General features: G+C 63.9%; 21 protein-coding genes and 1 pseudogene. 11 read left to right on the top strand and 11 right to left on the bottom strand.

The features are described 5' to 3' along the window. Positions 1–27: 27 nt before the first annotated feature. Entirely contained in the window at positions 28–1614 is a 1587-nt protein-coding gene (locus ACUXVA_RS27465) for an ABC transporter substrate-binding protein (RefSeq protein WP_265082771.1), read from the bottom strand. Between the two features lie 303 nt (positions 1615–1917). Here ACUXVA_RS27465 and ACUXVA_RS27460 point away from each other — a divergent pair, with 303 nt between their 5' ends. The 4 genes from ACUXVA_RS27460 (at position 1918) to ACUXVA_RS27445 (ending at position 8286) form a co-directional block, all read left to right on the top strand. Further along, positions 1918–2172 carry a DUF6489 family protein gene (locus tag ACUXVA_RS27460; RefSeq protein WP_265082772.1) on the top strand — a complete coding sequence of 85 codons (255 nt, stop codon included), beginning with the start codon at positions 1918–1920 and terminating at the stop codon, positions 2170–2172. A 214-nt stretch (positions 2173–2386) separates the two neighbouring features. Next, the gene (locus ACUXVA_RS27455; protein ID WP_445489285.1) at positions 2387–3934 is read left to right on the top strand and encodes a WS/DGAT/MGAT family O-acyltransferase; all 1548 of its coding nucleotides are present in this window, start codon (positions 2387–2389) and stop codon (positions 3932–3934) included. A gap of 14 nt (positions 3935–3948) precedes the next feature. Continuing rightward, positions 3949–4944 carry an alpha/beta fold hydrolase gene (locus ACUXVA_RS27450; protein WP_265082774.1) on the top strand — a complete coding sequence of 332 codons (996 nt, stop codon included), beginning with the start codon at positions 3949–3951 and terminating at the stop codon, positions 4942–4944. A gap of 105 nt (positions 4945–5049) precedes the next feature. Further along, complete coding sequence (locus ACUXVA_RS27445) at positions 5050–8286, top strand: bifunctional cytochrome P450/NADPH--P450 reductase (protein WP_445489283.1); 3237 nt, start codon at positions 5050–5052, stop codon at positions 8284–8286. Here the strand turns inward: ACUXVA_RS27445 and ACUXVA_RS27440 are convergent. Continuing rightward, positions 8256–9215 (bottom strand): alpha/beta fold hydrolase, encoded by a 960-nt coding sequence (locus ACUXVA_RS27440; RefSeq protein ID WP_413776512.1) that lies wholly within the window; start codon positions 9213–9215, stop codon positions 8256–8258. The genes ACUXVA_RS27445 and ACUXVA_RS27440 overlap by 31 nt on opposite strands. Before the next feature lie 673 nt (positions 9216–9888). Between ACUXVA_RS27440 and ACUXVA_RS27435 the strand changes: the two genes are divergently transcribed. Beyond that, on the top strand, positions 9889–10374 hold the full coding sequence (locus tag ACUXVA_RS27435; protein ID WP_445489281.1) for a phasin family protein: 486 nt from the start codon (positions 9889–9891) through the stop codon (positions 10372–10374). A gap of 209 nt (positions 10375–10583) precedes the next feature. Here the strand turns inward: ACUXVA_RS27435 and ACUXVA_RS27430 are convergent, their stop codons facing one another. Together ACUXVA_RS27430 and ACUXVA_RS27425 are read right to left on the bottom strand one after the other, a co-directional pair. Then, on the bottom strand, positions 10584–12158 hold the full coding sequence (locus ACUXVA_RS27430) for a fatty acid--CoA ligase (protein ID WP_445489279.1): 1575 nt from the start codon (positions 12156–12158) through the stop codon (positions 10584–10586). Positions 12159–12325: 167 nt separating this feature from the next. Continuing rightward, positions 12326–12745: a CHRD domain-containing protein gene (locus tag ACUXVA_RS27425; protein ID WP_445489277.1), complete on the bottom strand. Its 420-nt coding sequence runs from the start codon at positions 12743–12745 to the stop codon at positions 12326–12328. 162 nt (positions 12746–12907) lie between these two features. Between ACUXVA_RS27425 and ACUXVA_RS27420 the strand changes: the two genes are divergently transcribed. Together ACUXVA_RS27420 and ACUXVA_RS27415 are read left to right on the top strand one after the other, a co-directional pair. Next, positions 12908–13831 (top strand): c-type cytochrome, encoded by a 924-nt coding sequence (locus tag ACUXVA_RS27420; RefSeq protein ID WP_445489275.1) that lies wholly within the window; start codon positions 12908–12910, stop codon positions 13829–13831. Positions 13832–14092: 261 nt separating this feature from the next. After that, the gene (locus ACUXVA_RS27415; protein ID WP_265082779.1) at positions 14093–15073 is read left to right on the top strand and encodes a DMT family transporter; all 981 of its coding nucleotides are present in this window, start codon (positions 14093–14095) and stop codon (positions 15071–15073) included. Between the two features lie 180 nt (positions 15074–15253). On the opposite strand, the gene ACUXVA_RS27410 is transcribed toward ACUXVA_RS27415, so the two are convergent. Further along, on the bottom strand, positions 15254–15490 hold the full coding sequence (locus ACUXVA_RS27410; protein WP_265082780.1) for an Lrp/AsnC ligand binding domain-containing protein: 237 nt from the start codon (positions 15488–15490) through the stop codon (positions 15254–15256). Positions 15491–15645: 155 nt separating this feature from the next. Between ACUXVA_RS27410 and thiD the strand changes: the two are divergent. The 3 genes and pseudogenes from thiD to ACUXVA_RS27395 all read left to right on the top strand — a co-directional run bounded on the left by thiD (position 15646) and on the right by ACUXVA_RS27395 (position 18725). Further along, positions 15646–16447 (top strand): annotated as a pseudogene (thiD, locus tag ACUXVA_RS27405) (bifunctional hydroxymethylpyrimidine kinase/phosphomethylpyrimidine kinase). 142 nt (positions 16448–16589) lie between these two features. After that, a complete protein-coding gene (locus ACUXVA_RS27400) occupies positions 16590–17696 on the top strand; it encodes a helix-turn-helix transcriptional regulator (RefSeq protein ID WP_265082782.1) in 1107 nt (368 codons plus the stop codon). Positions 17697–17993: 297 nt separating this feature from the next. Next, positions 17994–18725, top strand: coding sequence for a sulfite exporter TauE/SafE family protein (locus ACUXVA_RS27395; RefSeq protein ID WP_265082783.1), 732 nt, complete (start codon positions 17994–17996; stop codon positions 18723–18725). Positions 18726–19129: 404 nt separating this feature from the next. Here the strand turns inward: ACUXVA_RS27395 and ACUXVA_RS27390 are convergent, their stop codons facing one another. The 6 genes from ACUXVA_RS27390 to ACUXVA_RS27365 form a co-directional block, all read right to left on the bottom strand. Then, on the bottom strand, positions 19130–20320 hold the full coding sequence (locus tag ACUXVA_RS27390) for a helix-turn-helix transcriptional regulator (protein WP_445489271.1): 1191 nt from the start codon (positions 20318–20320) through the stop codon (positions 19130–19132). A 239-nt stretch (positions 20321–20559) separates the two neighbouring features. Next, positions 20560–21600, bottom strand: a complete 1041-nt coding sequence (locus ACUXVA_RS27385) for an AraC family transcriptional regulator (RefSeq protein WP_445489269.1) — start codon at positions 21598–21600, stop codon at positions 20560–20562. Between the two features lie 184 nt (positions 21601–21784). Then, complete coding sequence (locus ACUXVA_RS27380) at positions 21785–22024, bottom strand: DUF6894 family protein (protein ID WP_445489267.1); 240 nt, start codon at positions 22022–22024, stop codon at positions 21785–21787. Positions 22025–22128: 104 nt separating this feature from the next. Further along, positions 22129–22650 carry a GNAT family N-acetyltransferase gene (locus tag ACUXVA_RS27375; protein ID WP_265082787.1) on the bottom strand — a complete coding sequence of 174 codons (522 nt, stop codon included), beginning with the start codon at positions 22648–22650 and terminating at the stop codon, positions 22129–22131. Between the two features lie 138 nt (positions 22651–22788). Continuing rightward, positions 22789–23589, bottom strand: a complete 801-nt coding sequence (mddA, locus tag ACUXVA_RS27370) for a methanethiol S-methyltransferase (RefSeq protein ID WP_265082788.1) — start codon at positions 23587–23589, stop codon at positions 22789–22791. 72 nt (positions 23590–23661) lie between these two features. Next, complete coding sequence (locus tag ACUXVA_RS27365) at positions 23662–24084, bottom strand: GFA family protein (RefSeq protein ID WP_265082789.1); 423 nt, start codon at positions 24082–24084, stop codon at positions 23662–23664. Positions 24085–24407: 323 nt separating this feature from the next. Between ACUXVA_RS27365 and ACUXVA_RS27360 the strand changes: the two genes are divergently transcribed. Further along, entirely contained in the window at positions 24408–25067 is a 660-nt protein-coding gene (locus tag ACUXVA_RS27360; protein ID WP_265082790.1) for a class I SAM-dependent methyltransferase, read from the top strand. The last annotated feature ends 12 nt before the right edge of the window (positions 25068–25079 follow it).

The following is a 25079-nucleotide window of genomic DNA, read 5'->3' as shown; positions in this document are numbered from 1 at the left end:
CAAGAGGCGGCCCCTCAGGATGAGGCCCTAATCCTGCTTGGTGGCCCAGTACAGCAGCACCTGGTTGTCGGCGCGCTGGGTGAGCTTGACCTTCTTCGACACGCCCCAAGCCAGCGCCTGTTGGTGCAGCGGGATGTAGCCGAAGTCCTTGGCGCCGATCTCATAGGCGGCCTTGATCAGCAGGTCGCGCTTGGACGGATCGGTTTCCTGCAGCACCTTGTCGGTGAGGGCGTCGAAGTCCTTGTTGCAGTAGCCGCCGACATTGGTGTCGCCGCGCGAGCTGGCGGGATTGTCGCGACAGCCCATGATCTCGTACAGCACGTTGTGGGAGTCGAGCGTGCTGGGCGTCCAACCCAGCATGTAGAACGAGGAGTTGAAGCCGCCGGACTTCAGGATCTTGGCGAAATACAGCGCCTTCGGCTGCGCCAGCAGGTTCACCTTGATGCCGATCCGCGCCAGCATGCCGACCACGGCCTGACAGATCGCGGCGTCGTTGACGTAGCGGTCATTGGGACAATCCATGCCGACTTCGAACCCGTCGGGATAGCCCGCCGCGACGAGCAGTTTCTTGGCACCGTCTGCATCATATTTCGGCCGGGTGAACTCGCCCGACAGCTTGAACAATTGTGGCGCAATCATCAGGGCCGACGGCGTCGACAGGCCGCGCATGACGCGGGTCTTGATCAGCTCGATGTCGATGGCCTTGTAGAAGGCCTCGCGGACGCGGATGTCCTTGAACGGGTTCTTGCCCTTGACGTTGGAGAATCCCAGTTCGTCGCGGACCTGGTCCATGCCGAGGAAGATGGTGCGCAGTTCGGGACCGGTCATCACCACGGCGTTGGGGCTGGCCTGGACCCGCGCGATATCCTGGATTGGCACCGGCTCCATCATGTCGATCTCGCCCGACAGCAAGGCTGCGACGCGGGTGGCGTCGGATGCGATCGGCGTGAAGATGATTTCCTTGAGATTGTGCTCGGGGTTGCGCCACCAGTTCGGGTTGGCCTTGAACACGGTCTTGACGCCGGGCTGATGGCTTTCGATGGTGAACGGCCCGGTGCCATTGGCGTGCAGCGACGCAAAGCTCGGTGTGGTGGCTGCGGCTGGGGTCGGCTCGACGGCGCCGTTTTCCTCGCACCACTTCTTGTCCATGATGTACCAGGTATCCCACAGCGACGTCAGGATCGGATTGGGCGCGGTCAGGATGAAGTCGACGGTGTAGTCGTCGATCTTGACCACCTTGGCATCGCTGGGGACGCGGGTCGCAAAGTTCGAGCCCTTGGCACGGACGCGGTCGGCGGAGAACACCACGTCGTCGGCGGTGAAGGGGTCACCGTTGTGGAATTTGACGCCCTTGCGCAGGTGGATGCGCCAGCGGGTCGGTTCCGGCGTTTCCCAGCTTTCGGCGAGGCCGGGAATGATCGTCAGGTCCTTGTCGCGCGCGGTCAAGCCTTCATAGATATGGCCGTGATGGGCGATGGTGGTGGATTCGTTCAGCGTATAGGGATCGAGCGATTTCAGATCGCCCTGGTTGGCATAGCGTAGCGTCTGCGCCTGGGCCGAACACGTCGCGAAGATGGCGATCGATGCGGCCAGACAAATCTTACGGATCAACATGCGTCGCGTCTCCCCCGGCGGTTGCTGCCAGCACCGCGTTACCCTGCAACCCACGTGCCATGTTGGCAGAGTTTCTATCCGGCGCAAGCGGCATCTGGCAGACCCGGCCAGCGGACGGCCGCTGGCGGACATGATCACCGGGGTGGCGCCGCTCGACGATCCCAAGGCCTCCGGCGTCGAACGCTTCGGTTGCTCGCGCGCTGCACTGCATCAGCCGGACCGCTTGCATTGTGACGGACCGCGGCGATACTGGCGCTGCGTCGTCGTGCACGTCGGCATGACGACCGGATTCAGGAGCCTTTGATGAAAGTTACCGTTGTCGTGGATTGCACCCCGGAAGAGGCGCGTGCGTTCTTTGGCCTTCCCGACGTGCAGCCGATGCAGGCCGCGATGATGGACCAGATGCAGGGAAAGATGATGGCCAACATCGACAAGTTCTCCCCGGAATCCATCATGCAGAGCTGGTTCACCTTCGATCCCAAGATGGGTGAGCGCTTTACGGAAATGTTCTCCAACATGGCCTCGCTCGCCACCGGCCGGACGCCGGAGAAGAAGTAACTTGTAGGGTGGGCAAAGCCTCGGCGGCGCAAGCGCGGCGAGGCGTGCCCGCCACAGCGGTTCAATGATCGCGCGACGATGGTGGGCGCGGCGCAACGCGCCTTTGCCCACCCTACGGCATCTCATTTTTGCCATTGCATATCCGCTACCGGAACAGGCACAATCCCCGTCAGAGCGCCGCAAAGGCGCCGGCATGGTTACGGGGAGGGACATCATGGCGGACGCCGGCAAGAAGCTGTCCTCGATGGACGCGTCGTTTCTTTATCTCGAGACGCCGGAGATGCCGATGCACGTCGGCAGCATGGCGATCTTCCGGCTGCCCGAGGGCCACGCCGGCAGCTTCTTTGAAGAATTCAAGGCGATGATCGCGTCGCGCCTGCACCTCGCGCCGATCCTCAAGGCGCGGCTGGAAAAGACCCCGCTGGACATCGATCATCCTTCCTGGGTCGAGGACGACCAGTTCGATATCGACCGCCATATCTTCCGCGGCACCCTGCCGGCGCCGCATGACCGCGCCACGCTGGAGCGCATCGTCGGCTGGATGCATGCCAAGCCGCTCAACCGCGCGCGACCGCTATGGGAGTTCTACGTCTTCGAGGGCATGAAGGACAACGAGGTCGGGCTGTATTCCAAGATGCACCACGCCTGCATCGACGGCGGCGCCGGCGCGGCGCTGACCAACATGATCTATGACGTGACGCCGGTGCCGCGCGAGGTGGAGAAGCCCGCGGCCCGCGCCAAGGCCGGGCCGGAGCCGCGCGATATCGCCGCCGGCCTGATCGATTCCTACCGGCAGCTATGGCTGAATCCGTTCGATAGCGCCGCTGCCAAGGGCATCGAACTGCCGCGCAGCGGCAAGAGCGACCTCGGCTCGATCCTGTTCGACAACGCCATGTTCCAGATCGAGAGCGCGGTGAAGTTTGCCGGCGCCCTTCCTACCATGCTGAAGAGCGTGGCCGATGTCGTCGGTAAGGTGGCCGATCCCAAGTCGCGCGACAGCCTCACCAGCATGGTGTCGCCGTCCACCGTGCTCAACAAGGCGATCTCGTCGGAGCGCAGCTTTGCCGGGGTCTCGGTGTCGCTGTCGGCGGCCAAGGCGCTGGCCAAGCAGGCCGGCGGCAAGCTCAACGATGTGGTGCTGGCGCTGTCATCGGGCGTGGTCCGGCGCTATCTCAAGGAGCGCGGGGAGTTGCCGGCGAAATCCATGACCGCTGCGGTGCCGATCTCGCTGCGCGAGGAGGGCAATACCGAAGCCAACAACCAGGTGTTCGGCATGATCTGCGCCATCGCCAGCGATATCGCCGATCCCAAGGCGCGGCTGGAGGCGATCATCGCGCAATCGACCAAGTCGAAGGAAATGTCGCACCCGCTGCGGGCGCTGATGCCGCAGGTGTCGAACGTCTCGATGCTCGGCGCGCCGATCGTGGTGCAGATCCTGGCGCTGCTCTACAGCCGCTCCAGCCTGTCCGACGTGCTGCCGCCCGCGGCCAACATCACGGTGTCCAACGTGCCCGGCCCGCGGCAGACGCTGTATGCGGCCGGCGCCGAGCTGCTGCACATCTTCCCGGTGTCGATCGCCACCCATGGCCTGGCGCTGAACATCACCGTGCAGAGCTATCGCGACCAGCTCGATTTCGGTTTCATCGCCGGGGCCAATATCATCCCCCATGTCCAGGTGTTGGCCGACATGCTGCCGCAGGAGTTCGCCGAGCTGCAGGCGGCGTTCGCGCCGCCCGGCAATCTGCAAAGCGCTGCCAGTTGAGCTCAGGAGCAACCATGACCGAGATGCCGCCGTTGCAGTTCGCCGAGGTCAACGGCATCCGCATGGGCTTCTACGAGGCGGGTCCGAAGACCGATACGCCGCCGATGGTCCTGTGCCACGGCTGGCCGGAGCTGGCATTCTCGTGGCGGCACCAGATCAAGGCGCTCTCCGAAGCCGGCATCCGCGTCATCGCGCCGGACCAGCGCGGCTATGGCGCCACCGATCGGCCTGAGAAAGTTGAGGATTATGACCTCGAGCATCTCACTGGCGATCTGGTCGGGTTGCTCGATCACCTGAAGATCGACAAGGCAATTTTTGTCGGCCATGACTGGGGCGGCTTCGTCATCTGGCAGATGCCGCTGCGCCATATCGACCGCGTCGCCGGCGTGGTCGGCATCAACACGCCGCACACGCCGCGGGCGCCGGTCGATCCGCTGCAGATTTATCGCAAGCGCTTCGGCGACCAGATGTACATCGTTCAGTTCCAGGATCCCGCCCGCGAGCCCGACCGCATCTTCGGCAGCCGCGTCGAGCAGACGTTCGACGCCTTCATGCGCAAGCCGATGCCGCGCAAGGAAATGGCCATGGCGGAAGGCCCATCGGCCGGGATCGGCGCTTCGCCCAAGACCAATCTGGCGTTTCCGCAAATGATCGCGGCGTATGACGCCGCAAAGGACCCGCGCCCGCAAATCCTGTCGCCGGAGGAGAAGAAGGTGTTCGTCGACACCTTCACCCGGACCGGCTTCACCGGCGGCATCAACTGGTATCGCAACATGACCCGCAACTGGGAGCGCTGCGAAGGCCTGGACCACACCGTGCGCGTCCCCGCGCTGATGATCATGGCCGAGAACGATGCGGTGCTGCCGCCGTCGGCCGCCGACGGCATGGAGAAGATCGTGCCGGATCTGGAGAAATACCTGGTGAAGGATAGCGGCCACTGGACCCAGCAGGAACAGCCGGACGAGGTGAGCGCCAAGCTGATCGAATGGCGAAGGAAGAGGTTCGGGTGACCCGTAGGATGGGTAGAGCGTAGCGAAACCCATCAATTCAATTCTCGCAATGATGGGTTTCGCGAAGGCGCTCTACCCATCCTACGAAACAGGAAGTGTTGTGAGATGCCCTCCACCAACAAGCTTGCTCCGATCCCGCATCCGCCGAAGAAGCCGGTGGTCGGCAACATGCTGTCGCTGGATTCAGCGGCGCCGGTGCAGCATCTGGCACGGCTGACCAAGGAGCTTGGGCCGATCTTCTGGCTCGACATGATGGGCGCGCCCATTGTCATCGTCTCCGGTCACGATCTGGTCGAAGAGCTGAGCGACGAGAAGCGCTTCGACAAGGCGGTGCGCGGCGCGCTCCGCAGGGTGCGCGCGGTCGGTGGCGACGGGCTATTCACCGCCGATACCAAAGAGCCGAACTGGAGCAAGGCGCACAACATCCTGCTGACGCCGTTCGGCAACCGCGCCATGCAGTCCTATCACCCCAGCATGGTGGATATCGCCGAGCAGCTGGTCAAGAAATGGGAGCGGCTCAACGCCGACGAGGAGATCGACGTGGTCCACGACATGACCGCGCTGACACTCGACACCATCGGCCTGTGCGGCTTCGACTATCGCTTCAACTCGTTCTATCGCCGCGACTACCATCCGTTCGTGGAGTCGCTGGTGCGCTCGCTCGAGACCATCATGATGACCCGCGGCCTGCCGCTGGAGGGACTGTGGCTGAAGAAGCGCCGCGCCACGCTGGCGCTGGACGTCGCCTTCATGAATTCCATGGTCGACGAGATCATCGCCGAACGTCGCAAGAATGCCGAGGCTGCCGAGGGCAAGAAGGACATGCTCGGCGCCATGATGACCGGCGTCGATCGCACCACCGGCGAGCAGCTCGACGACGTCAACATCCGCTACCAGATCAACACGTTTTTGATCGCCGGCCACGAGACCACCTCTGGTCTGCTGTCCTGCGCCATTTACGCGCTGCTGAAGAACCCGGAAGTCCTGAAGAAGGCCTATGAGGAAGTCGACCGCGTGCTCGGGCCGGATACGGCGGCGAAGCCGACCTATAGCCAGGTCACGCAGCTCACTTACATCACCCAGATTCTCAAGGAAGTGCTGCGGCTGTGGCCGCCGGCGCCGGCCTATGGCATCGCCCCGCTCAAGGACGAGACCATCGGCGGCAAGTACAATTTGAGGAAGGGCACCTTCGTCACCGTGCTGGTGCTGGCGCTGCACCGCGACCCGTCGGTGTGGGGGCCAAATCCCGACGCCTTCGATCCGGAGAATTTTTCCCGTGAGGCGGAGGCCAAGCGGCCAGTCAATGCCTGGAAGCCGTTCGGCAACGGTCAGCGCGCCTGCATCGGCCGCGGCTTTGCCATGCACGAGGCCGCGCTGGCGCTGGGCATGATCCTGCAGCGGTTCCGGCTGATCGATCACAAGCGCTACCAGATGGCGCTGAAGGAGACGCTGACCATCAAGCCCGACGGTTTCAAGATCAAGGTGCGGCCCCGCGTCGAGCACGAACGCGGCGCTTATGCGGGGCAAGCGGCAACCGTGGCTTCTGCGCCGGTGGCGCCGACCGCGCCGGTCCGCGCGCGCCCGGCGCACAACACGCCGCTGCTGGTGCTGTACGGCTCCAATCTCGGCACCGCCGAGGAACTGGCCAGCCGGGTTGCCGATCTCGCCGGGGTCAACGGCTTCGCCACCACGCTGGCGCCGCTGGATGATTTCGTCGGCCGGCTGCCGGAGCAGGGCGGCGTGCTGATCTTCTGCGCCTCCTACAACGGTGCGCCGCCGGACAACGCCACCGAATTCGTGGCGTGGCTCGGCGGCGACCTGCCGAAGGACGCCTTCGCCAAGGTGCGCTACGCGGTGTTCGGTTGCGGCAACAGCGACTGGAACGCCACGTACCAGTCGATCCCGCGCTTCATCGACGAGCAGTTGACGGCGCACGGTGCGCGCAACGCCTACGTCCGCGGCGAGGGCGACGCCCGCGACGATCTGGAGGGCCAGTTCGAATCCTGGTTCGCGAAATTGCGGCCACTGGCGGTGAAGGAATTCGGCCTCGACGCCAGTTTCGACCGCAGCGCCGACGATGCGCCGCTGTATGCCATCGAACCGGTGGCACCGGGCGCCGTCAATGCGGTGGTGGCGCTGGGCGGCGTCGCGGCCATGAAGGTGACGGTCAACGGCGAGTTGCAGAACCTGACCGAACCGAACGCATCGTCGCGCTCGACGCGGCACATCGAGGTGCAACTGCCCGCGGGCGCCAGCTACCGCGTCGGCGATCATCTCAGCGTGGTGCCATCGAACGATCCGGTGCTGGTCGATGCGGTGGCGCGGCGTTTCGGCTTCCTGCCGGCCGACCAGATCCGGCTTCAGGTGGCCAAAGGTCGCCGCGCGCAGTTGCCGGTGGGCGATGCCGTTTCGGTCGGCCGCCTGCTCACCGAGTTCGTCGAACTGCAGCAGGTCGCGACCCGAAAGCAGATCCAGGTCATGGCAGAGCACACCCGCTGCCCGATGACCAAACCGAAGCTGCTGGCCTATGTCGGCGACGATGCCGCGGCGAGCGAGCGCTACCGCAGCGAAGTGCTGGGCAGGCGCAAGTCAGTCTACGACCTGCTCGAGGACCATCCGGCCTGTGAGTTGCCGTTCAACGCCTATCTGGAAATGCTGTCGCTGCTGGCGCCGCGCTACTATTCGATCTCATCGTCGCCGCGCATCGATCCGTTGCGCTGCTGCATCACCGTCGCGGTGGTCGCCGGCGCTGCACAGTCCGGCCGCGGCCTCTACAAGGGCGTCTGTTCCAACTACCTGGCCGGCCGTCGCGCCGGCGACATTGTGCTGGGCACAGTGCGCGAGACCAAGGCCGGGTTCCGGCTGCCGGACGATCCCGCGGTGCCGATCATCATGATCGGGCCGGGGACGGGTCTGGCGCCGTTCCGCGGTTTCCTGCAGGAGCGCGCGGCGCTCAAGGCCAAGGGCGCGACGCTGGGGCCGGCGCTGCTGTTCTTCGGCTGCCGCCATCCCGATCAGGATTTTCTCTATCGGGAAGAACTTGAGCTGTTTGCCGCGGAGGGCATTTGCGAGTTGCTCGTGGCGTTTTCGCGCGGCGAGGGGCCGAAGACCTATGTGCAGCATCTGATCGCGGCGCAGCAGGGTCGCGTCTGGCAACTGATCGGGCAGGGCGCGATCACCTTTGTCTGCGGTGACGGTGGCAAGATGGAGCCGGACGTCAAGGCCACGCTGATGAAGATCTACCGGGAACGCGCCGGCGCCGATGCAGACGCTGCGGTGCGCTGGATCGACAATCTCGGCACCGGCAATCGTTACGTGCTGGATGTCTGGGCCAGCGGATGACGTTGCCGGCGCTCGGTTGCAGTCGTCCGCGTCGGCACAGCGACCTTGAGGGGCGATGCGGCGCGGGCATGACTGACGATGGCATTGACGATCTGCGGCCACATCGGCATCGGGATCGCGTGTCCCATGCCCTCGAGCATCAGCAGGTTGGCACCGGGGACGGCTGCGGCGGTGGCGCGGCCGGCTTCCGGTCTCACCACCGGATCGTTGCTGCCGTGGATCACCAGTGTCGGCGCCCGCACGCTGAGCAGTCGCTCGGTGCGGTCGCCGGAGGCGAGGATCGCGCGCAATTGCCGGCCGACACCGGCGGGGTTGAGGCCGCGGGCAAAGGTGCGTTCGGCGCGGTCGCGATCAAGCGCCTCCTCGGCCGGAAAGCTGCCATTGCGCAGAATCTTCCAGGTCCGGGCAAAGAGTTTCAGATAGGCGTCCTTGGTGGCCGGATGGCGCGCCAGCAGCAGCATCGACGCCTCGCGGGTCGGCTGCGGCAGTTTCGGGTCGCCGGTGGAGGACATGATGGAGGTCAGCGAGCGCAGGCGGCGAGGATGGCTGATGGCGATTTCCTGCGCGATCATGCCGCCCATTGACGCGCCGACCACATGGGCAGCCTCGATGTCGAGCGCATCGAGCAGGCCGATCGTGTCGTCCGCCATGTCCCGCAACGTATAGGGCGCATCCAGCGGCGTGCCGAAAAACCGCAGCTTGAGCAGTTCTTTGATCGTAATGCGCTTGCTGCCGGACAGCTTGGTGGAATGGCCGATGTCGCGGTTGTCAAAACGAATGACTCGGAATCCGCATGCGGCCAGCGCCTTGCAGAAGTCATCGTCCCAGTGAATTAGCTGGGCGCCGAGTCCCATGATCATGACCATCGGCTCGGCGTCATCCGCGCCGAACACGTCGAAGCAAAGCTCGATGCCATTGGCACGTACCATCTGCTGCGGTTGGTATGCGATGAAGGCCACGAAATTCTACCTCGGCTGTATTGCAGTCTTATGACATGGTTTTGCGCCTGGCAGAAGGCAGAACCGCGGCGGCGAGTGGCCCGGATTGCCGCAGGCTCGCTCGCCGTCGCCAGCAGGCGCGCCGTCTCCTTCGTCAACTGCACGCAACCGGACGCGCCGTGGTTACCGATATGTGAATGACGCTGCGGCTCGCCCGGTTTGCGCCGGCGAGACAGGCGAAGCCGCGCCTCTGCGGGAGCGCCCGCCGTGAAATTGGGCGGCGGCCTATCGTCGGTGCGCGTTATCCCAGCAGTCGACCGCACCGGGACGACGGGCATCTTTTGTTCGCGTGCGACGCGGAGACGGAAGTGACCGTCGTACTTAAGAATGACTTAACGCGCGAAGATGCGATCGTTTTTGGCGCCGCGGCTGCGCTCGCCGGACAGGCGCCGCCGATCCCGTCGCCAGCCGGGGACGGCCGTGATCGTCGACGCCTGCCGCTACGGTAGGCAGAAACCGCCGCCCCGTTAGGCACATCACGGATTCGTGATATTGCGATGCAACATCGATATTGCAACGCACCATTCACCATGTCATAAAGCTATCACCCGGTCCGAACGGACGGGACGAGCCCATAGCTCACAACACGAGGATGGAGACGAACATGACCACCGAAACCAATTCAGCCTTCGACAGCGTCAAGCAGGCTTTCGCGCCGATGACCGATGCGTTCAAGAATTTCCAGACCATGGAAGTCCCTGAAGCCACCCGTGACTTCGTCAAGCGCGCCGCCGGCACCGCCAAGGAGAAGGTCGGTGACATCTACGCCAATTCCGAGAAGGTGACCGCTGCGATCGAGACCGCCGTGACCAATTCGGTCGGCGAAGCCGCCAAGGTCAGCCGCAACATCCAGAGCGCGATGTATCAGGATATCGAATCCTTCTTCGCCGGCATCGACAAGCTCGCCTCCGCCAAGTCGCTCAACGAAGCGGTGCAGATCCAGACCGACCTCGTGCGTTCGCACGGCGAAGTGCTGGCTGCGCGCGCCAAGTCGTCGAGCGAATATCTCGGCAAGCTGGTGACCGAAGGCGCCAAGACCGCCCAGGAGAACATCTCCAAGGTCTCGACCTACGCCACCAAGACCGCCTGATCATACGGCGATCCGGCCAACTGAAATTCAAAGGCCCGCGCAAGCGGGCCTTTTCGTTGCGTGCCGCGGCCGCAGATCCGGGGCCCGTGCTTCCCAGTGAAATAAACGTGGGTTGCCGGATCTGCGCAGCAGCGTGAAGCCTAGCGATGCTTCGCATCGCCGGGCTGCAGCGCGTCCGGGACACGAGAAGGTGCGACAGCGCTGCGCGGTCAATTCACCTGCCGTTCGCGTCCCTCCCAATAGGGATCGCGCAGATGCCGCCGCAAGATCTTGCCCGACGCGTTGCGCGGTAGGGCGGCGATAAAGTCGATCGACTTCGGGGTCTTGAAGCCGGCGATGCGCTCGCGGGTGAAGCCCATCAGGTCGGTGGCGCTCAACGTCTTGCCGGGCTTCAGCACCACTACCGCCTTCACCGCTTCGCCCCAGGTGTCGTCGGGCACGCCGACGACGGCGACCTCCGCGACGTCAGGATGATCGCAGATCGCGCTCTCCACCTCGGCGGGATAGATGTTCTCGCCGCCGGAGATGATCATGTCCTTGATGCGGTCGTGAATGTAGAGATAGCCGTCTTCGTCCATGTAGCCGGCGTCGCCGGTACGCAGCCAGTTGTCGGCGCCGAGCGTGCGCGCGGTGGCGTCGGGCAGGTTCCAGTAGCCGACCATGTTGGAGCCGGAGCGGGTGGCGATCTCGCCGACCTCGCCGGGCGGCAGCCGCTCGCCATTGGCATCGAGAATCGCGAGCTCGACGCCGGGCAGCGCCTTTCCGGCCGAGCGCATGCAGGCGCGGCCCTCGACGTGATCCTCCGGTGGCAGCACCACGATGGTGCCGGTGGTCTCGGTCATGCCGTAGAGCTGCACGAAGCCGCAGCCGAACACCGCGATGCATTCCTTCAGCAGTGCGGCGGGGATCGGCGACGCGCCATAGAGGATGTAGCGCAGCCGCGAGAAGTCGACCTCGCGGGCGCGCGGCTGTCGGACGATGAACTGCATGGCGGCGGGCACCATGAACAGTTTGGTGATGCCGAAGCGTTCGAAGACATCCAGCACCCTGGTCGGATCGAACTCGCGCATGATCACGCCCTTGGCGCCGTAATACAGTCCGAACACGCCCCAGCCGGAGCCGCCGATATGAAACACCGGCATCGCTACCAGCGAGACGTCATCTTCCGTCCATTTGTTCCAGTCGGGGTTATCGAGATCGGCAATCCGCACCAACGACAGGAAATTGGTGTGCGACAGCATGGCGCCCTTCGGCTTGCCGGTCGTGCCGGAGGTGTAGAGCTGGATCGCGATATCGTTGGCACCCAGCGCGACCATCGGGTCGCTGTCGCTCTGGGCATCGCGCCAGGCGGCGTAGTCGGGCCACTCCGGCGCGCCGCCTTCCGTGGTCATGACGATGCGGACGTCGGGCAGTTGCGCCCGGATGCCTTGGGTGAGTTCGATGAACTCCGGCCCGACGAACAGGATCGCGGCCTTGCAGTCCGCGACGATGAAGGCGATCTCGGGCGCGGCGAGGCGCCAGTTCACCGGCACGATCACCACATTGGCCTTGATGGCGCCTAGCCACAATTCGAAATAGATGTCGCTGTTCTTGCCGAGATAGGCGATGCGCTCGTGTGGCTTGATGTGGGACGCGGTCAGCGCATTGGCGACGCGGCTGGCATGGGCGTCGAGGCTCTTGTAGCTGGTGCTGCGTCCCTCGAATTCGAACGCAATGGAATTGCCGCGCTCCTTTGCCTGTGCGCGGATCATGTCGGCGAGCGTCGTCGCGTCCTGAATGGACATGGTTTCCCCCTGCAGTTTTTTCGTTGCGGGGAGTGTGATGTCGATAGTGGAGAATGACAAGTTTTGCGCGTGCTGCGCTGCGTCACGTCGCAGTGGCGGCTTGTACCGGCTAACGCAAAGGGCGAACGCGCTGCATTCGCCCTTTTTAACCTGGTAAGCGCGAAGTCCTACTTCGTCACCTGGCCGCGAATCTCGCCCGCCGGATTGGCTGCGGTGTGCACGTTGACGTAGTACTTGCCGGCCATCAGGTCGGCCGCCTGTGCGTCGGCCAGCGTGGCGCTGCCTTCGGAGGGGCTGGTCGCCGGAGCGATCGGCACGGCAACGCCGGCGTTCTTGCCGGACTCGGCGGGGCCGTGGAAATGCGCGGCGGTGGCCGGGCCGGTCAGCCCGGAATAGCTCAGCTTCCAGCTCAGCTTCTTGGTGGCGGGATCGTAGTCGATATCCGCGGTGCCCTTGCCGGCGGTGGTGTTGGCCGGCACTTCCGAGGCGCCGTTCAGCGTGGCCTTCATCTTGTCGGCGAAGGCCGGGCCGGCGACGATGGTTGCGGCGAAGGCGAGGGTGGCGACTACGTTTCTGGTTGTTTTCATGGCTTCTCTCCCGGTGGTCATGTCGTCGATGATGATTGGAAACCTTGTCGTCGGGGATTATTCCCGTCCGGCGGAACACGTTTGAGAATTTCATCTCGGCTTTTGCGGGAATTTTGCGTCATAGTAATTGCGCTTGCTGGCTTCGTGACGATGGGTGGATGCGTGTTGAACAAACTTCTCCTGGCTGCGCTCGGCGCGGCCTGTGCCGGACTGGCCGTGTTCTGGTGGCTGACCGTTCCGTCGGTGATTCCCGCCCAGGCGCTTGCGGCGCATACGCCGGACCTGGGTAACGGCCTGACAATGTTCAATGCGGGGGGATGTTCCTCATGCCATGCGGTGCCGGCGCAGCCCGACCGCACGCGGCTTGGCGGCGGCCTTCCGATACCATCGCCGTTCGGCACCTTCTATGTGCCGAACATCTCGCCCGATCCCGCCGACGGCATCGGCCGTTGGAGCGAGGCCGATTTTGTCACCGCGCTGCTCAAGGGCACGTCGCCGTCGGGCACGCACTACTTCCCGGCGTTTCCTTACACGTCCTATCAGCACATGACGGTCAACGACGCCCGCGACCTGTTCGCCTTTGTGAAGACGCTGCCGGCGGTGACCGGCAAGGCACCTGAGCACAACGTGCCGTTCCCGTTCAACATCCGCCGCAGCCTCGGCGGCTGGAAGTTGCTGTTCATGGACGGCAAGCCGTTCGTGCCGGATCCGACGCGGTCGTCGCCGTGGAACCGCGGTGCCTATCTGGTCAACGCCCTGGGCCATTGCGCGGAATGCCACAGCCCGCGCAACCTGCTCGGCGGCATCGTGGAGAAACAGCGCTTTGCCGGCGGCCCCAACCCCGAAGGCGAGGGCTGGATCCCCAACATCACCCAGAAGGGCCTCGGCGATTGGAGCGAGAAGGATATCGCCTATCTGCTGGAGACCGGCCAGACGCCGGACGGCGACACCGTCGGCGGCTCCATGACCCGGGTGATCCGCAATACCTCGCAACTGTCGGCCGATGACCGCGCGGCAATGGCCACCTATCTGAAGTCGCTGCCGGCGGTGGACGGCCCAAAACGGCCGCCGAAGAAGCAGGGGTAGTGCTCGGTATCAGCCGCAAACGCGGTTGTCGTCCTCCGCGCAAGCGGAGGACCCAGTACACACATGCTTCCCGGTTCAATCACTGCCGCCAGTGTCTACTGGGCCACCCGCTTTCGCGGGTGGCGGCATCCGAAAACGCGGTGACAGCGGAGGGCGGGCCGCTGCATGGACTTCGGCCAAGCCATGCCGCAGCGGTGGTTTTCCCGACCATCCGCATGTGATTTGTAGAAGATCATTCTCCTCGCGCGATTCCCGTCACCCATGAACATCATCAAGGCCGTGTCGCTGAAGATCGCCAGCACGGTGGCGTTTGCGCTGATGGGCGCCCAGGCGCGCTATCTCGGCAGCTCGCTTCCGGTCGGCGAGATCGTGTTCTGCCGCGGGCTGTTCGCACTGATCCCCATCGTGGTCTTCTTCGGCGCGCGCGGGCAGCTGCGCGGCGCGCTGCGCACCGACCGGCTGTCGGCGCACATGGTGCGCGGGATTTTTAGCGTGGTGGGCACGTTCTGCACATTTGGCGCACTGGCCCGGCTGCCCATCGCCGACGTCACCGCCATCGCCTTCATCGCACCGCTGATCACCGTGGTGTTCGCCGCCGTCATCCTCAAGGAACACGTCCACGCCTATCGCTGGTCGGCGGTGGGCATCGGCTTCTGCGGCGTGATCCTGATGCTGTCGCCATATTTCGGCAACCATGCGGCGCTGACCACCTCGATGATCGCAGGCCTCGCTTTCGCGCTGACCAATGCGGTGTCCTCGGGCGGCGCCACCATCCAGATCCGCCGGCTGACCGCCACCGAGACCTCGTCGGCGATCGTGATCTTCATGACCCTGACGGTGATGGCGGTGTCGCTGCTGACGGCGCCGTTCGGCTGGCGCCTGCCGGCCAACGGCGCGGAGTGGGCATTGCTGGTCGGCATCGGCATCGCCGGCGGCCTCGGCCAGATGCTGTTCACCGACAGTTATCGCTACGCCCCGGCCTCGTTCCTGGCGCCGTTCGACTACAGCGCGATGCTGTGGGCCTTCATGCTCGGCTACTGGATCTTCGGCGAGGTGCCGACGCTTTCGGTGGTCGGCGGCGCCGTCATCGTCGCGGGGGCCGGCATCTTCGTCATCCTGCGCGAACGCCAGCTCGGCTTGAAGCGGCTTAGGGACACGCCGATGTCGCCGATTTCCACCATGGCCGACGACGAGGCCGATCCCGACGCGCCGGTGGTGAAGGTGCTGGCAAAGGTTGGGTGAGGTGGCTACGCGCTGTCGTGTCCCGGACGCGGTGCAGTGAGCGATGCGAAGCATCGCTTGCTGCTCCGCAGATCCGGGATCCCGCTTTCGAACAGGCAGCGAGCTGGGCGGATCAGCAGCGCACCACGCCGCAAAGCGGCGCGTTGCGCAGCATCCGGGGAACGCTGAACTCCAGTTCGTTCAGAACGCCTTGAAGGTGATGATGGTGTGAGTGTCCTGGATGCCCGGGATGACCTGGACCTTCTCGTTGACGAAGTGGCCGATGTCGGTGGCGTTGTCGACGTAGAACTTCACCAGCAGGTCGTAATCGCCGGCAGTGGAATAGATCTCGGAGGCGATCTCGGCTTCCGCCAGCGCATTGGCGACCGCGTAGGACTGGCCAAGCTTGCACTTGAACTGGACAAAGAAGGGAACCATCGCATTTCTCCGAGAAAGGCCAAATTCGGGCGCCATCAAGCCAAAAACCATGGGTCGTGGCAAGCCGGGCCGCGGGGCGGGCCCGCTTGCTGGCCATAGCACGCCGCGCTAGGACTGCACACCGCCGCCGTCAGCGGATTTTGCGAAGAGCCCGTATGTCCATTCCCATCGCCCTCACCATTGCCGGCTCCGATCTCGTCAGGCGGCGCCGGAATCCAGGCCGACCTCAAGACATTCGCGGCATCGGGCGTCTTTGGCGCTTCGGTGATCACCGCGCTGACGGCGCAGAACACAAAAGGCGTCACCGCGATCCATCCGGTGCCGGCGGTCTTCGTCACTGCGCAGATCGACGCGGTGTTCGACGACCTCGACGTCCGCGCCGTCAAGATCGGCATGGTGGCGCAGCGCGATGTGATCGAGGCCATCGCCGCGGGGCTGGCGCGCTGGTCGCCGGCGCATGTGGTGCTCGATCCCGTGATGGTCGCGACCTCCGGCGACCGGCTGCTGGTGGCCGAGGCCATCGCCGCATTGCGCACGGACCTCATTCCCCGCGCCACCATCATCACGCCGAACCTGCCGGAAGCCGCGGCGCTGCTCGACGAGCCCATCGCCGAGAGCGAAAGCGCCATCGCCGATCAGGGCCGGCGCCTGCTGGCGCTGGGCTGCGCCCATGTGCTGATCAAGGGCGGTCACGGGCACGGCGCCGAGAGCACCGACTATCTGATCGGCGCCGACCGCGTCGTCGCGTTGCCCGCGCCGCGCGTCGCTACAAAAAACACCCACGGCACCGGATGCACGCTGTCGTCAGCCATCGCTGCGCGCCTGGCCAAGGGCGACGATCTGGAAACCGCGGTGCGTTCTGCGAAGAGCTACATCAGCGCCGCCATCGCCGCCGCGGACCGGCTCGACGTCGGCCACGGCCACGGCCCGGTGCATCATTTTCACGCGTATTATTGAAGCCATCCGTTCCAGTCGCTCCGAGCCCGAGGGAACCGTGGCGGCCATTTGAACCTCCCGCCCCCTTTCGCGTACCAATCCACTGGCTTTCCATCTTGCGAACTGTCGCGATCCACGATCGGCGACCTGATTGAGCACGTCTATGTCTCAGCAGCAGATTTCGGCTCTGGTTGACGATATCTTCGATGCCGGTCTCGATCCGGCGCGTTGGGATGACGTCGTCGTCGGCATCAACAGATATGTCGGCGGGAAGGCCTGCGGGCTATTCTCCAAGAATCCGATCAACAAGTGCGGAACGACGCATTACTTCTGCGGTGCTGACCCGCACTACATCCGGCTGTACGCTGAAACCTACTGCAAGTTCGATCCGCTCGGGACCCTGCCACGGTTCGGACAGGTCGTCAGCATTCCTGACCTTGTCGACTATGGTGAATACCGCGCGGGGAGATTCTACCAGGAATGGCTGTCTCCGCAGGGCTGCGTCGATGCCGCAAATGTCGTGCTGGAGAACTCCAACTCCGATTTCCCCGTCCTGCTGACCGTCTTGTCTGGCCGGCACATGGTCGATCGAGATATGCGTCGGCGTATCGCCGAGATTGTTCCGCATCTCCATCGTGCGCTGCGCATCAACAGAACGATCGATGCCAGGCAATCGGAAGCGGGCACGTTCGCCGGCGCGTTGAATGGCCTCACTGCCGGCGTCTTCCTCGTCGACGCACATTGTGGCCTCGTTCACGCCAACAGCGCCGGTCACGATCTCTTGCGTTCCGGCGATTTGCTGAGCTCGGTCGGTGGACGTCTTGCCCTTCGCGATCCCCGGCAGAATCAGGCGCTGCGCAAACGTATCTCCGACGATATGCCGGTCCAGGTCGACGAGCCCGTCGTGCCGCTGAGCGCGGATGGCGGTGAACATTATGTGCTGCACATTCTTCCGGTCCAATCCGTCGTGCGGATGCGCTCGGGTCTCCCCGGCAAGGCCGTCGCCGCATTGTTCGTGCGACGGGCCGAACTCGACAGCGAGTCGTGCGCGGGACTGGTGGCGCGCAGCTTTCAAATGACGCCGGCGGAATCGCGCGTGCTGCTTGCCATCGTTCAATCCGGTGGCGTGCCGGATACCGCGAAAATGCTGGGCATCGCCGAAACGACGGTCAAAACCCATCTGAATCGCATCTTTGCCAAGACAGGCGTCAGCCGTCAGACCGATCTCATCAGGCTGACGGCGGGATATGCGAGTCCGCTCGCGTCCTGACGATGCATCCCCCGCGCCGCCGTGCACATGCACGGACCGGCTGACGGTCTGCTGATCTCGGCCTTCGTCACTTCGATGCGTCACCGCGAAGACAGCGCGGTATGTGTTGCGCCCATCGCGCCAACCCGCACGACGAAAATTCCTCCGACATCCATCGATCGCAGGACGCGGCGCTATTCGCCGACGCCTAGGGTCGCGTCACGCTGCCCTTGAGACAGGCCGACTGCACGGCCGTCTGCCTGCACCGGAGATCGATGGGCAGCGTGAAACAGCAACTCCATCGGAGAGGATCGCGCGTTGTCTCATCTCGACTCACTTCTGCTCCTGAGCGCCGCCGCGTTTGCCGGGGCGCTGGTCTCCGGGCTGGCCGGCTTTGCGTTCTCGGCTGTCGCCGGCGCGATCCTGCTTCACGTGCTGCCGCCTTCCGAGGCCGTCCCGCTGATGATGGCCTCGAGCATCGCGGTGCAGGGCGGCAACCTCTGGGCCTTGCGCAAAAATATTCAATGGAGGGAAAGCGCCGTCCTCATCGGCGGCGGATTGCTCGGCATCCCGCTATCGGTCTACTTGCTGCACAACGTCGACACGATGTTGTTTCGGACGGGGTTTGGAATAACGGTCGTTCTGTATTCGGCCTATATGCTGTTTCGCCCCTCCTTGGTGTCAAGCCACGCCATGGCCAGCAGCGGCCGGAATGCGCTGATCGGATTTGGCGGTGGGCTGATGGGCGGCCTGACCGCGATGCCCGGCGCTCTCCCGACCATATGGTGCGATCTCCACGGACTGCCAAAGGCACAGCAGCGCGGCGTCGTTCAGCCGTTCATCGCGGCGATGCAGCTGTTCGCGCTGACGCTGATGCTGTCACAGCGGACCCTGTCGTCCACCGTCCTGATCAATCTCGCCATCAGCCTGCCGGCACTCCTGGCCGGAACGGCGCTCGGCATCTTCATGTTCAGGGCAGTCAACGAAGCGCTTTTCAGGCGCATCATCCTCGTCATTTTGTTCCTGTCCGGGCTTGGCCTCATTGTCTGATCGAACCTGCCCGGTTCACGATGATAGCGGCCATCGAATCCGGCTCGGTGCATCAATGCCGGCCTGCGTGGCCTGGGCCGCCGCACCTCAATCCCCGGTGGGCATCGCGACAGCCGTAGTCGATGTGTCCTGATGTCTGATCCTGTCGAGCCGATGCAAGGCGATCGCGTGGACGATGGCAAAGCAAAGAACGACGGCGGCAAAGGTTAAATTTCTCATCATGATGTCACGTGCTCTTGGTCGGTTTGCGGATCGTCCGGCGCGGAGGTGATCTGTGATCGCTGTCGGCCTGGACCCATTGCGACGCCGACAGCACGCCGATCGGCGGCGTTCGACGCGTTGCCATTCTGCAGCGTGGCGCGGCATGCGCGTCCTCCGATCGGGGGACGTCTGTTTGGAGTGAACTATGTGGGCTGGACGCTGATCGGACTCGCGTATCCCGCAACGAGCTTGACCAGATCCGCCTGGCGAGTGGCGCCGGTTTTCTCGAACAGATGACCGAGATGCGTCTTGATCGTTGTTTCGGCGACGCCAAGGGCCGCGGCAACCTCTGGAACGCCGCCAATCTCGACGATCGCATAGAGCACGCGCAGCTCTGCCGCCGTCAGCCTGAAAGCACGACCGATCACGCCCGGCGGGGATGGCAGAGGCAGGGTAACCCTACGAACGAACACGGCTGCGATCGCGGGACGGCTGACGTCGTGCCTTCCGCGCGACGCCAGCGGCAGGATATGCGCGACATAGCGTTCTCCGCATTCGCCGGTCAGCGGCAGCGCCAGATCGTCGCTAAGTGACGCTCCGCCAATATTGGCTGCGGCGATGACATTGCGCAGCGCCTGGGCCGACTGCGGCTCGGAGGCAACAAGCTTTCCACCAGCCATTCTCATGGGCGATCTCGCAGTCAGCATGAATTTTCCAGCGCGATTGGCGTGCAGGATCCGTCCGGTCTCATCCACGATGTACAGGCCGGACGTCAGCCCATCGAAGGTATCGGCGAAGGTCGCCGCCTTTGCGTCCTTGGCATCGACGATTCGGCGTATCAGGATCGCGCGGCGTATGTGAGGGGCGAGGAGGGTCATCCGCCTCCGCACCGCCTCGTCCACCAGGCCGTCACGTTCGTGCCGGAATACGCCGAAGACAGTGATCGTCGAAGCGGATTTTTCCAGAACGACACCGACGAAGTCGACGAGCGATTGCGGCCGGATCCATTCGCGATAGAAACGCGTTTCCGCAAATTCCTCGTAGGACATCAGGTCGCTGGTTGCGACGGGCTGCTCATATTCGGCAGACAGATGCGGCATGGTCAGCGGATCAAGCCCCGAAAACTTGTCGAAGTAGAGTTTCTGATAGTACGGGTCGATTCCGAAGTTGTGATATACATTTCCTGCGATGGCCGCCGTATCCCTGGCGAACAGCGAGGCGCCGACACCGCCCACGAAGATTGCCGATCGTTCCAGTGCCGTGGGCCACAATGCGTCGTCAAGCGCAGCATCGTAGATGTCCCCGATCAGGCTGGTCAGCAACTGTTGGTCATAGGCACGTTCCGCGGCGACAGATTTCGTGTCGGGCCGTAGCCGATTGGAAACTGACCTCATTCCTAAGCTCCCGTTCTATCCGTCGTTCGGACCCGAATGACGAAGCCGCCGCGTATAGCGACATCGTGCGGCGTGCCCGCCGGCGGTCCTGTTGGGGTGCACGTCTAGCGGGACGCCAACGACAAATCTTGGCGCTCAGCGCGCGACCCTGGGCATCGCGGAACAACGCCGTGTTCACTGCAGCTATCGGATATGGACTGACGCGCATTGACGACGGAGCGTCGAGATCCGGTCGTGTGTCATGACGGCGCGCGGGCCTCCCTGACATCGGTTGGTGTCGCGTTATAGCGACGCCGGAAGCAGCGATTGAAGTACGACAGATCGCTAAACCCGACCTCGTAGGCGATCGCGCTGACGGGGAGGTCGGCGAACTGCAGGTCGCACAACATGCGGCAGGCATTTGTCAGCCGTTGGTCGAGCAGGAAAGCTGAGAACGTCGATCCATCGGCTTCAAACAATCTTTGAACGTATCGAGTCGTAACCTCGAGACGAGCGGCCACCATGCCGACTCCAATGTCGTGTCGCGCGCTGTTCCGGGCGACAAATTCCTTGGCTGATCTGAGCCGGGCTGCGCGCAATCCCTCGCTGCCGCCAAGGTGCGCGGCGGCCCGCCCGCCGCCGACGACAAGTGCCAGAAGGTCTTGCACATGGCTGATGGCCACGTGACGAAGGTCCGGCGTTGCCAGCCCGTTTTCCGCGACCAGCGCGTGCGCGTAACCTGTCAGGAGCTTCAGTGGCTCCGACCGCCGCGGGATCTGGTGCATGACGGCGTCGTCGACATCGCCAATGAGCGCTTTGAACACCGTACGCGGCACGCGAAGCGATAGCGATTCGCCCTGAGTCCATCGATTGAATACAGTCGCATCGCTCCCGCTGACTAGCACCGCGTCGCCTTGGGATAGCTGCAGGTCGCGGTGGCGGGATGATACGGTCACGTCGCCGGAACGGTTGATGATCAGCGCGAGGTCGTCATTGCCGTCTGCGACAGCGTCCCGCGTGCGTTCGATGCGAGCCGGAGAGAGCGTGCCCGACAACAGATGCAACCCCGGCAGAATGCGCGACAGGACACAGGCCTGGAACGCACTGTCCGGCGCGGGTTCGATGTCGACCTTCAACCCGATTTGTCCGTAGTGGTCGCGCCACATTCGAGCGCGATCCGCTTCCGGAAGGTCTTCGGTTGAAAAGCTGATGGTTGTCAGCCGGTCGACTTCTTCGCGAAAGGCCGCTCCGCCCCTGATGGGCCAGGAGAGCAGGGGAAGCTGTCGACGAGCCGAGGACATGCGCGCGAACTCCATATGCCGCAGAGGGCCCAGCTCTGCGCGGCGGGTGCGGCAGGCTGCGGTGTAGCTGCAAGTGTTCAGCGCAGCGTCCTGCGATCGAAGGATGTTCCGCCGCGGGCGTATTCGCCTGCATCACACCGCTTGCACAGTGAGCCAGGGTGCGTTCGCTTCAGCGAGCGTCGTTTCATTCTGCGGATTCGGCGACAGGCTCCCGGTCGACGTCGAGGCCACCGATCGTCTTGCCGCGATGGTCGCGGACGCGAATCCAGCTCCCGCTGCCGTGCAGATCGGTCCGCGACAGAAAAAGATGGTCGGCCAGTTCGCCGGCCGCGGACATCGCACGGAGCCGGTCGGACAGCATCATGCCGCCCGGATCAAGCACAACGTACTTGCCGAGAAACAGATCGAAGAAGAAACGAGGCATGACCAAACTCACCGCAACTCTACCAAGGCGTGCTCCGCGCCGGAGGCATGCGCAGCAAGGAAATGCGTCCACCGCAGGCGCGATGTCGCTCGATGGCGTCAGCCCTATCGCCGATCCGACGACGGCAGCCGTTTCTCGAAACGGATGACCTGCCATTCTCCCGGCCTTCGCGTGATGGCAAAGCCTGCGCGCCGGGCAAGGCCCTTGATCTCATCGTTGGACTGCAGGGCCTCGCCGAGCAGTTGCCGCAATCCCAATCGGATCGCGCAGCATTCCACGACATGGACAAGCGCCGAACCGATGCCACGGCGCTGCCAGCGGTCCCCGACCGAGACGCCGAGATCTCCAGATTTCCTTTCGAGGTCCAGTGCGCAATACGCTTCGCCGACGATCAGTCGTTCGTTGTCCGATCGAATTTCAGCGGCCACGGCAAAGGTCGGGACCGGGCCATTGCCAATGAACCGCGCGGTTTCGTCGGGCGACAGCTCGTTGACGGATCCCATGAAGCGGCGATATCGGGACGAGCCTGACAACGTGCGGAAATATTGCTGAATTTGGTTGGCGTCGCTTTTGCCCACGCGCCGGATATGAATGATGTCTCCGCTCGCCGCCTTGGTCGTCCACAATGGAAGTCGATCGATCTGTGTCAGTGTCGGCATCGAATACTCCGCCTCATCGCGATTTCAGAAGCCGGCTCGTGGCATCGGGCTTGCCGTGCCGCTTTGCGCTGCGCGGACCGGATGACGGGAGCCCTTTGCTCACTGTCAATTGTCCCGCGGGAGCCCGCGCGTGGGCAGGAGCATGGGCACCTTGTTGCGGTAACGGCGGTATTCATCGCCGAGCAGCGTCATCAAGTCCCGTTCCTCGAGCTGGATGCCGACAAGGATGTAAATCGTCGTCACCGCCGCGAACAGCATCTGGCCGACCGTCATGGTGGGGGCCGACCAGAACGCGATGATGAAGCCCAGATAGATCGGGTGACGGATCAGGCGATAAAGCCCGGGCGCCTTGAACTCGGCCGCCGGAGCCGGACGTCCGGCGAAATAGGCGGCCACCTGCTTGAGCCCGAACAATTCGAAGTGGCTGATCAGATAGGTGCTCAGGACGACAATCAGCCAGCCGAGCAGGCCGACGGCCGTCACGAGGTTCGCCAGCGCCGGAGTCTCGATGGTCCAGACAACGTCGACGATGGGCTGCCACTGCCAGAACAGCAATGCCAATGACAGGCTGCTCAGCAGGACATAGATGCTGCGCTCGACGGCCGTGGACACCATGCGCGCCAGCAGTCTCTTGAAGCCTTGCCGCGCCATTCCGCTGTGCTGAATGGCAAATAGCGACATCAGCGCGAGGTCGACGAGACACGCTTGTGCAACTGGCGATGTCGGCCCGGTGTTGATGGACTTCGGGACCGCATATTGCGATACGAAGCCAATTGCATAAAGAAATGTCGCGAGAAAGATGAAATAGGCCACGGCGCCAAAGCTGAGGGCGGCCCATCGCTTGGCCGGGCTCTCGTTCGCCGATGGCAGAGGTCGTTTCACGCCGTTTTCAATTGCATTGGACATGTCGTCTCCTGATGTGTCGGGCCAGATGAAGCGAGGCCGGCGCCGCGGCGTCGGATAGCGATCTAGGGGCCGCTATTCGGCCATCGTCTCGCCGGAGCCGCCGAGTTCGGCAGGAAAGTCCTTGAGTTTCGGCAGCCCGTCCTTCATCGGCAGAACGGTCTCTGCGTAGTTGACGTGCACGGCCGGCACGAATGAAAGGCCCGGAATGGTTGCGGCGAAGACGTCCACGAGGCCGAAATGCGGATGGTTGGTCATCAGATGGCCGCCGCATTCCACGCAGTACTGACGATGGCTGCTTTCGGTTTTCCTGAACGTTGCGATCCGTTCTGCTCCGGCGGTGATGCGGACCGCACGGGGCTTCCACAGGCTGAAGGCGTTGACCGGACCGCCGGACCACGATCGGCAGGATGCGCAGTGACAGTAACCCATCGCTTCCGGCTCCCCTGTCACTTCAAGTTTGACCGCGCCGCAAAAGCAGCTTCCGATATGGGCCATGAGATCCTCCTGGATTGCCGGCGAATGCCTGGTTCGTGCCGGCAGGTGAACGGTGGGAGAGCGATATCAGGCGATCCTCAGCACCGCGCCCTCCGATCGGAGGATGCCTGGTTCTTCAGCAAGCTTGTGGTGAGTTGCGCGCAGCCGTGGTGAAATCGGACGAACGCCGGGGGCAGGGCGAGCGTTCGCCATCCAGGTCCGCTCGCCCCGGTGGCCGTCCATGCCCTGCGACACTCTGTCGTCGCTCTGTCGTACTCGATTGGTATCAGCGAATAGCAATAGAGGTGTCCGATTCTCTGCGGACACGCTGAACGGATCAACGAATGGCGACGCTGGATCTCGACAAGTCCGTGGTTGAAACCGCCTATGCCCGTTGGGCGCCGATCTACGATGCGGTGTGCGGGCCGGTGATGCTGAAGGGGCGCCGCGCCGCGGCTGCCGCAGCACGCGCGGTCGGCGGAAAGATCCTCGAAGTCGGCGTCGGAACCGGGTTGTCGTTCGACGACTACGACGCCTGCACCGAAATCACCGGCATCGATCTCAGTGCGCCGATGCTGGAGAAGGCGCGGGCCAAGATGGCCAGCGGCCGGTATCCCTATGTCAAAGACGTGCAGCAGATGGATGCGCACGCGATGACGTTTGCTGACGCGACCTTCGACTGCGTGGTGGCGCAGTTCGTCATCACTCTGGTCGCCAATCCCGAGCAGGTGCTGTCGGAGTGCCACCGCGTGGTCAAACCCGGTGGCCGCATCATTCTGGTCAATCATCTCTATTCGGAAACCGGCCTTGCCGCAGCGGTTGAGCGCTGGGCTGCGGTGAAGACCCGCGCGCTCGGCCTGCGGCCTGAGTTCCCGTTCGCGCGGCTGCAGGCCTGGGCCCACGCCAATTCGGACGCGACATTGATCGAGCGTCGCAAGGTGGCGCCGTTCGGGATCTATACGTTGGTATGTTTCGAGCGGACTGCAGCTCCGCTCGCGGCGTAGGCGTCATCGCGC

The organism is Rhodopseudomonas sp. RCAM05734, from assembly GCF_052658035.1.
This window is presented reverse-complemented; position numbering and strand designations above follow the sequence as displayed.

Coding starts and splice junctions, on each gene's coding strand:
- ACUXVA_RS27465 (WP_265082771.1), bottom strand. CDS start 1,614: ATGTTGATCCGTAAGATTTGTCTGGCCGCATCGATCGCCATCTTCGCG.
- ACUXVA_RS27460 (WP_265082772.1), top strand. CDS start 1,918: ATGAAAGTTACCGTTGTCGTGGATTGCACCCCGGAAGAGGCGCGTGCG.
- ACUXVA_RS27455 (WP_445489285.1), top strand. CDS start 2,387: ATGGCGGACGCCGGCAAGAAGCTGTCCTCGATGGACGCGTCGTTTCTT.
- ACUXVA_RS27450 (WP_265082774.1), top strand. CDS start 3,949: ATGACCGAGATGCCGCCGTTGCAGTTCGCCGAGGTCAACGGCATCCGC.
- ACUXVA_RS27445 (WP_445489283.1), top strand. CDS start 5,050: ATGCCCTCCACCAACAAGCTTGCTCCGATCCCGCATCCGCCGAAGAAG.
- ACUXVA_RS27440 (WP_413776512.1), bottom strand. CDS start 9,215: ATGGTACGTGCCAATGGCATCGAGCTTTGCTTCGACGTGTTCGGCGCG.
- ACUXVA_RS27435 (WP_445489281.1), top strand. CDS start 9,889: ATGACCACCGAAACCAATTCAGCCTTCGACAGCGTCAAGCAGGCTTTC.
- ACUXVA_RS27430 (WP_445489279.1), bottom strand. CDS start 12,158: ATGTCCATTCAGGACGCGACGACGCTCGCCGACATGATCCGCGCACAG.
- ACUXVA_RS27425 (WP_445489277.1), bottom strand. CDS start 12,745: ATGAAAACAACCAGAAACGTAGTCGCCACCCTCGCCTTCGCCGCAACC.
- ACUXVA_RS27415 (WP_265082779.1), top strand. CDS start 14,093: ATGAACATCATCAAGGCCGTGTCGCTGAAGATCGCCAGCACGGTGGCG.
- ACUXVA_RS27410 (WP_265082780.1), bottom strand. CDS start 15,490: ATGGTTCCCTTCTTTGTCCAGTTCAAGTGCAAGCTTGGCCAGTCCTAC.
- ACUXVA_RS27400 (WP_265082782.1), top strand. CDS start 16,590: ATGTCTCAGCAGCAGATTTCGGCTCTGGTTGACGATATCTTCGATGCC.
- ACUXVA_RS27390 (WP_445489271.1), bottom strand. CDS start 20,320: ATGAGGTCAGTTTCCAATCGGCTACGGCCCGACACGAAATCTGTCGCC.
- ACUXVA_RS27385 (WP_445489269.1), bottom strand. CDS start 21,600: ATGTCCTCGGCTCGTCGACAGCTTCCCCTGCTCTCCTGGCCCATCAGG.
- ACUXVA_RS27380 (WP_445489267.1), bottom strand. CDS start 22,024: ATGCCTCGTTTCTTCTTCGATCTGTTTCTCGGCAAGTACGTTGTGCTT.
- mddA (WP_265082788.1), bottom strand. CDS start 23,589: ATGTCCAATGCAATTGAAAACGGCGTGAAACGACCTCTGCCATCGGCG.
- ACUXVA_RS27365 (WP_265082789.1), bottom strand. CDS start 24,084: ATGGCCCATATCGGAAGCTGCTTTTGCGGCGCGGTCAAACTTGAAGTG.
- ACUXVA_RS27360 (WP_265082790.1), top strand. CDS start 24,408: ATGGCGACGCTGGATCTCGACAAGTCCGTGGTTGAAACCGCCTATGCC.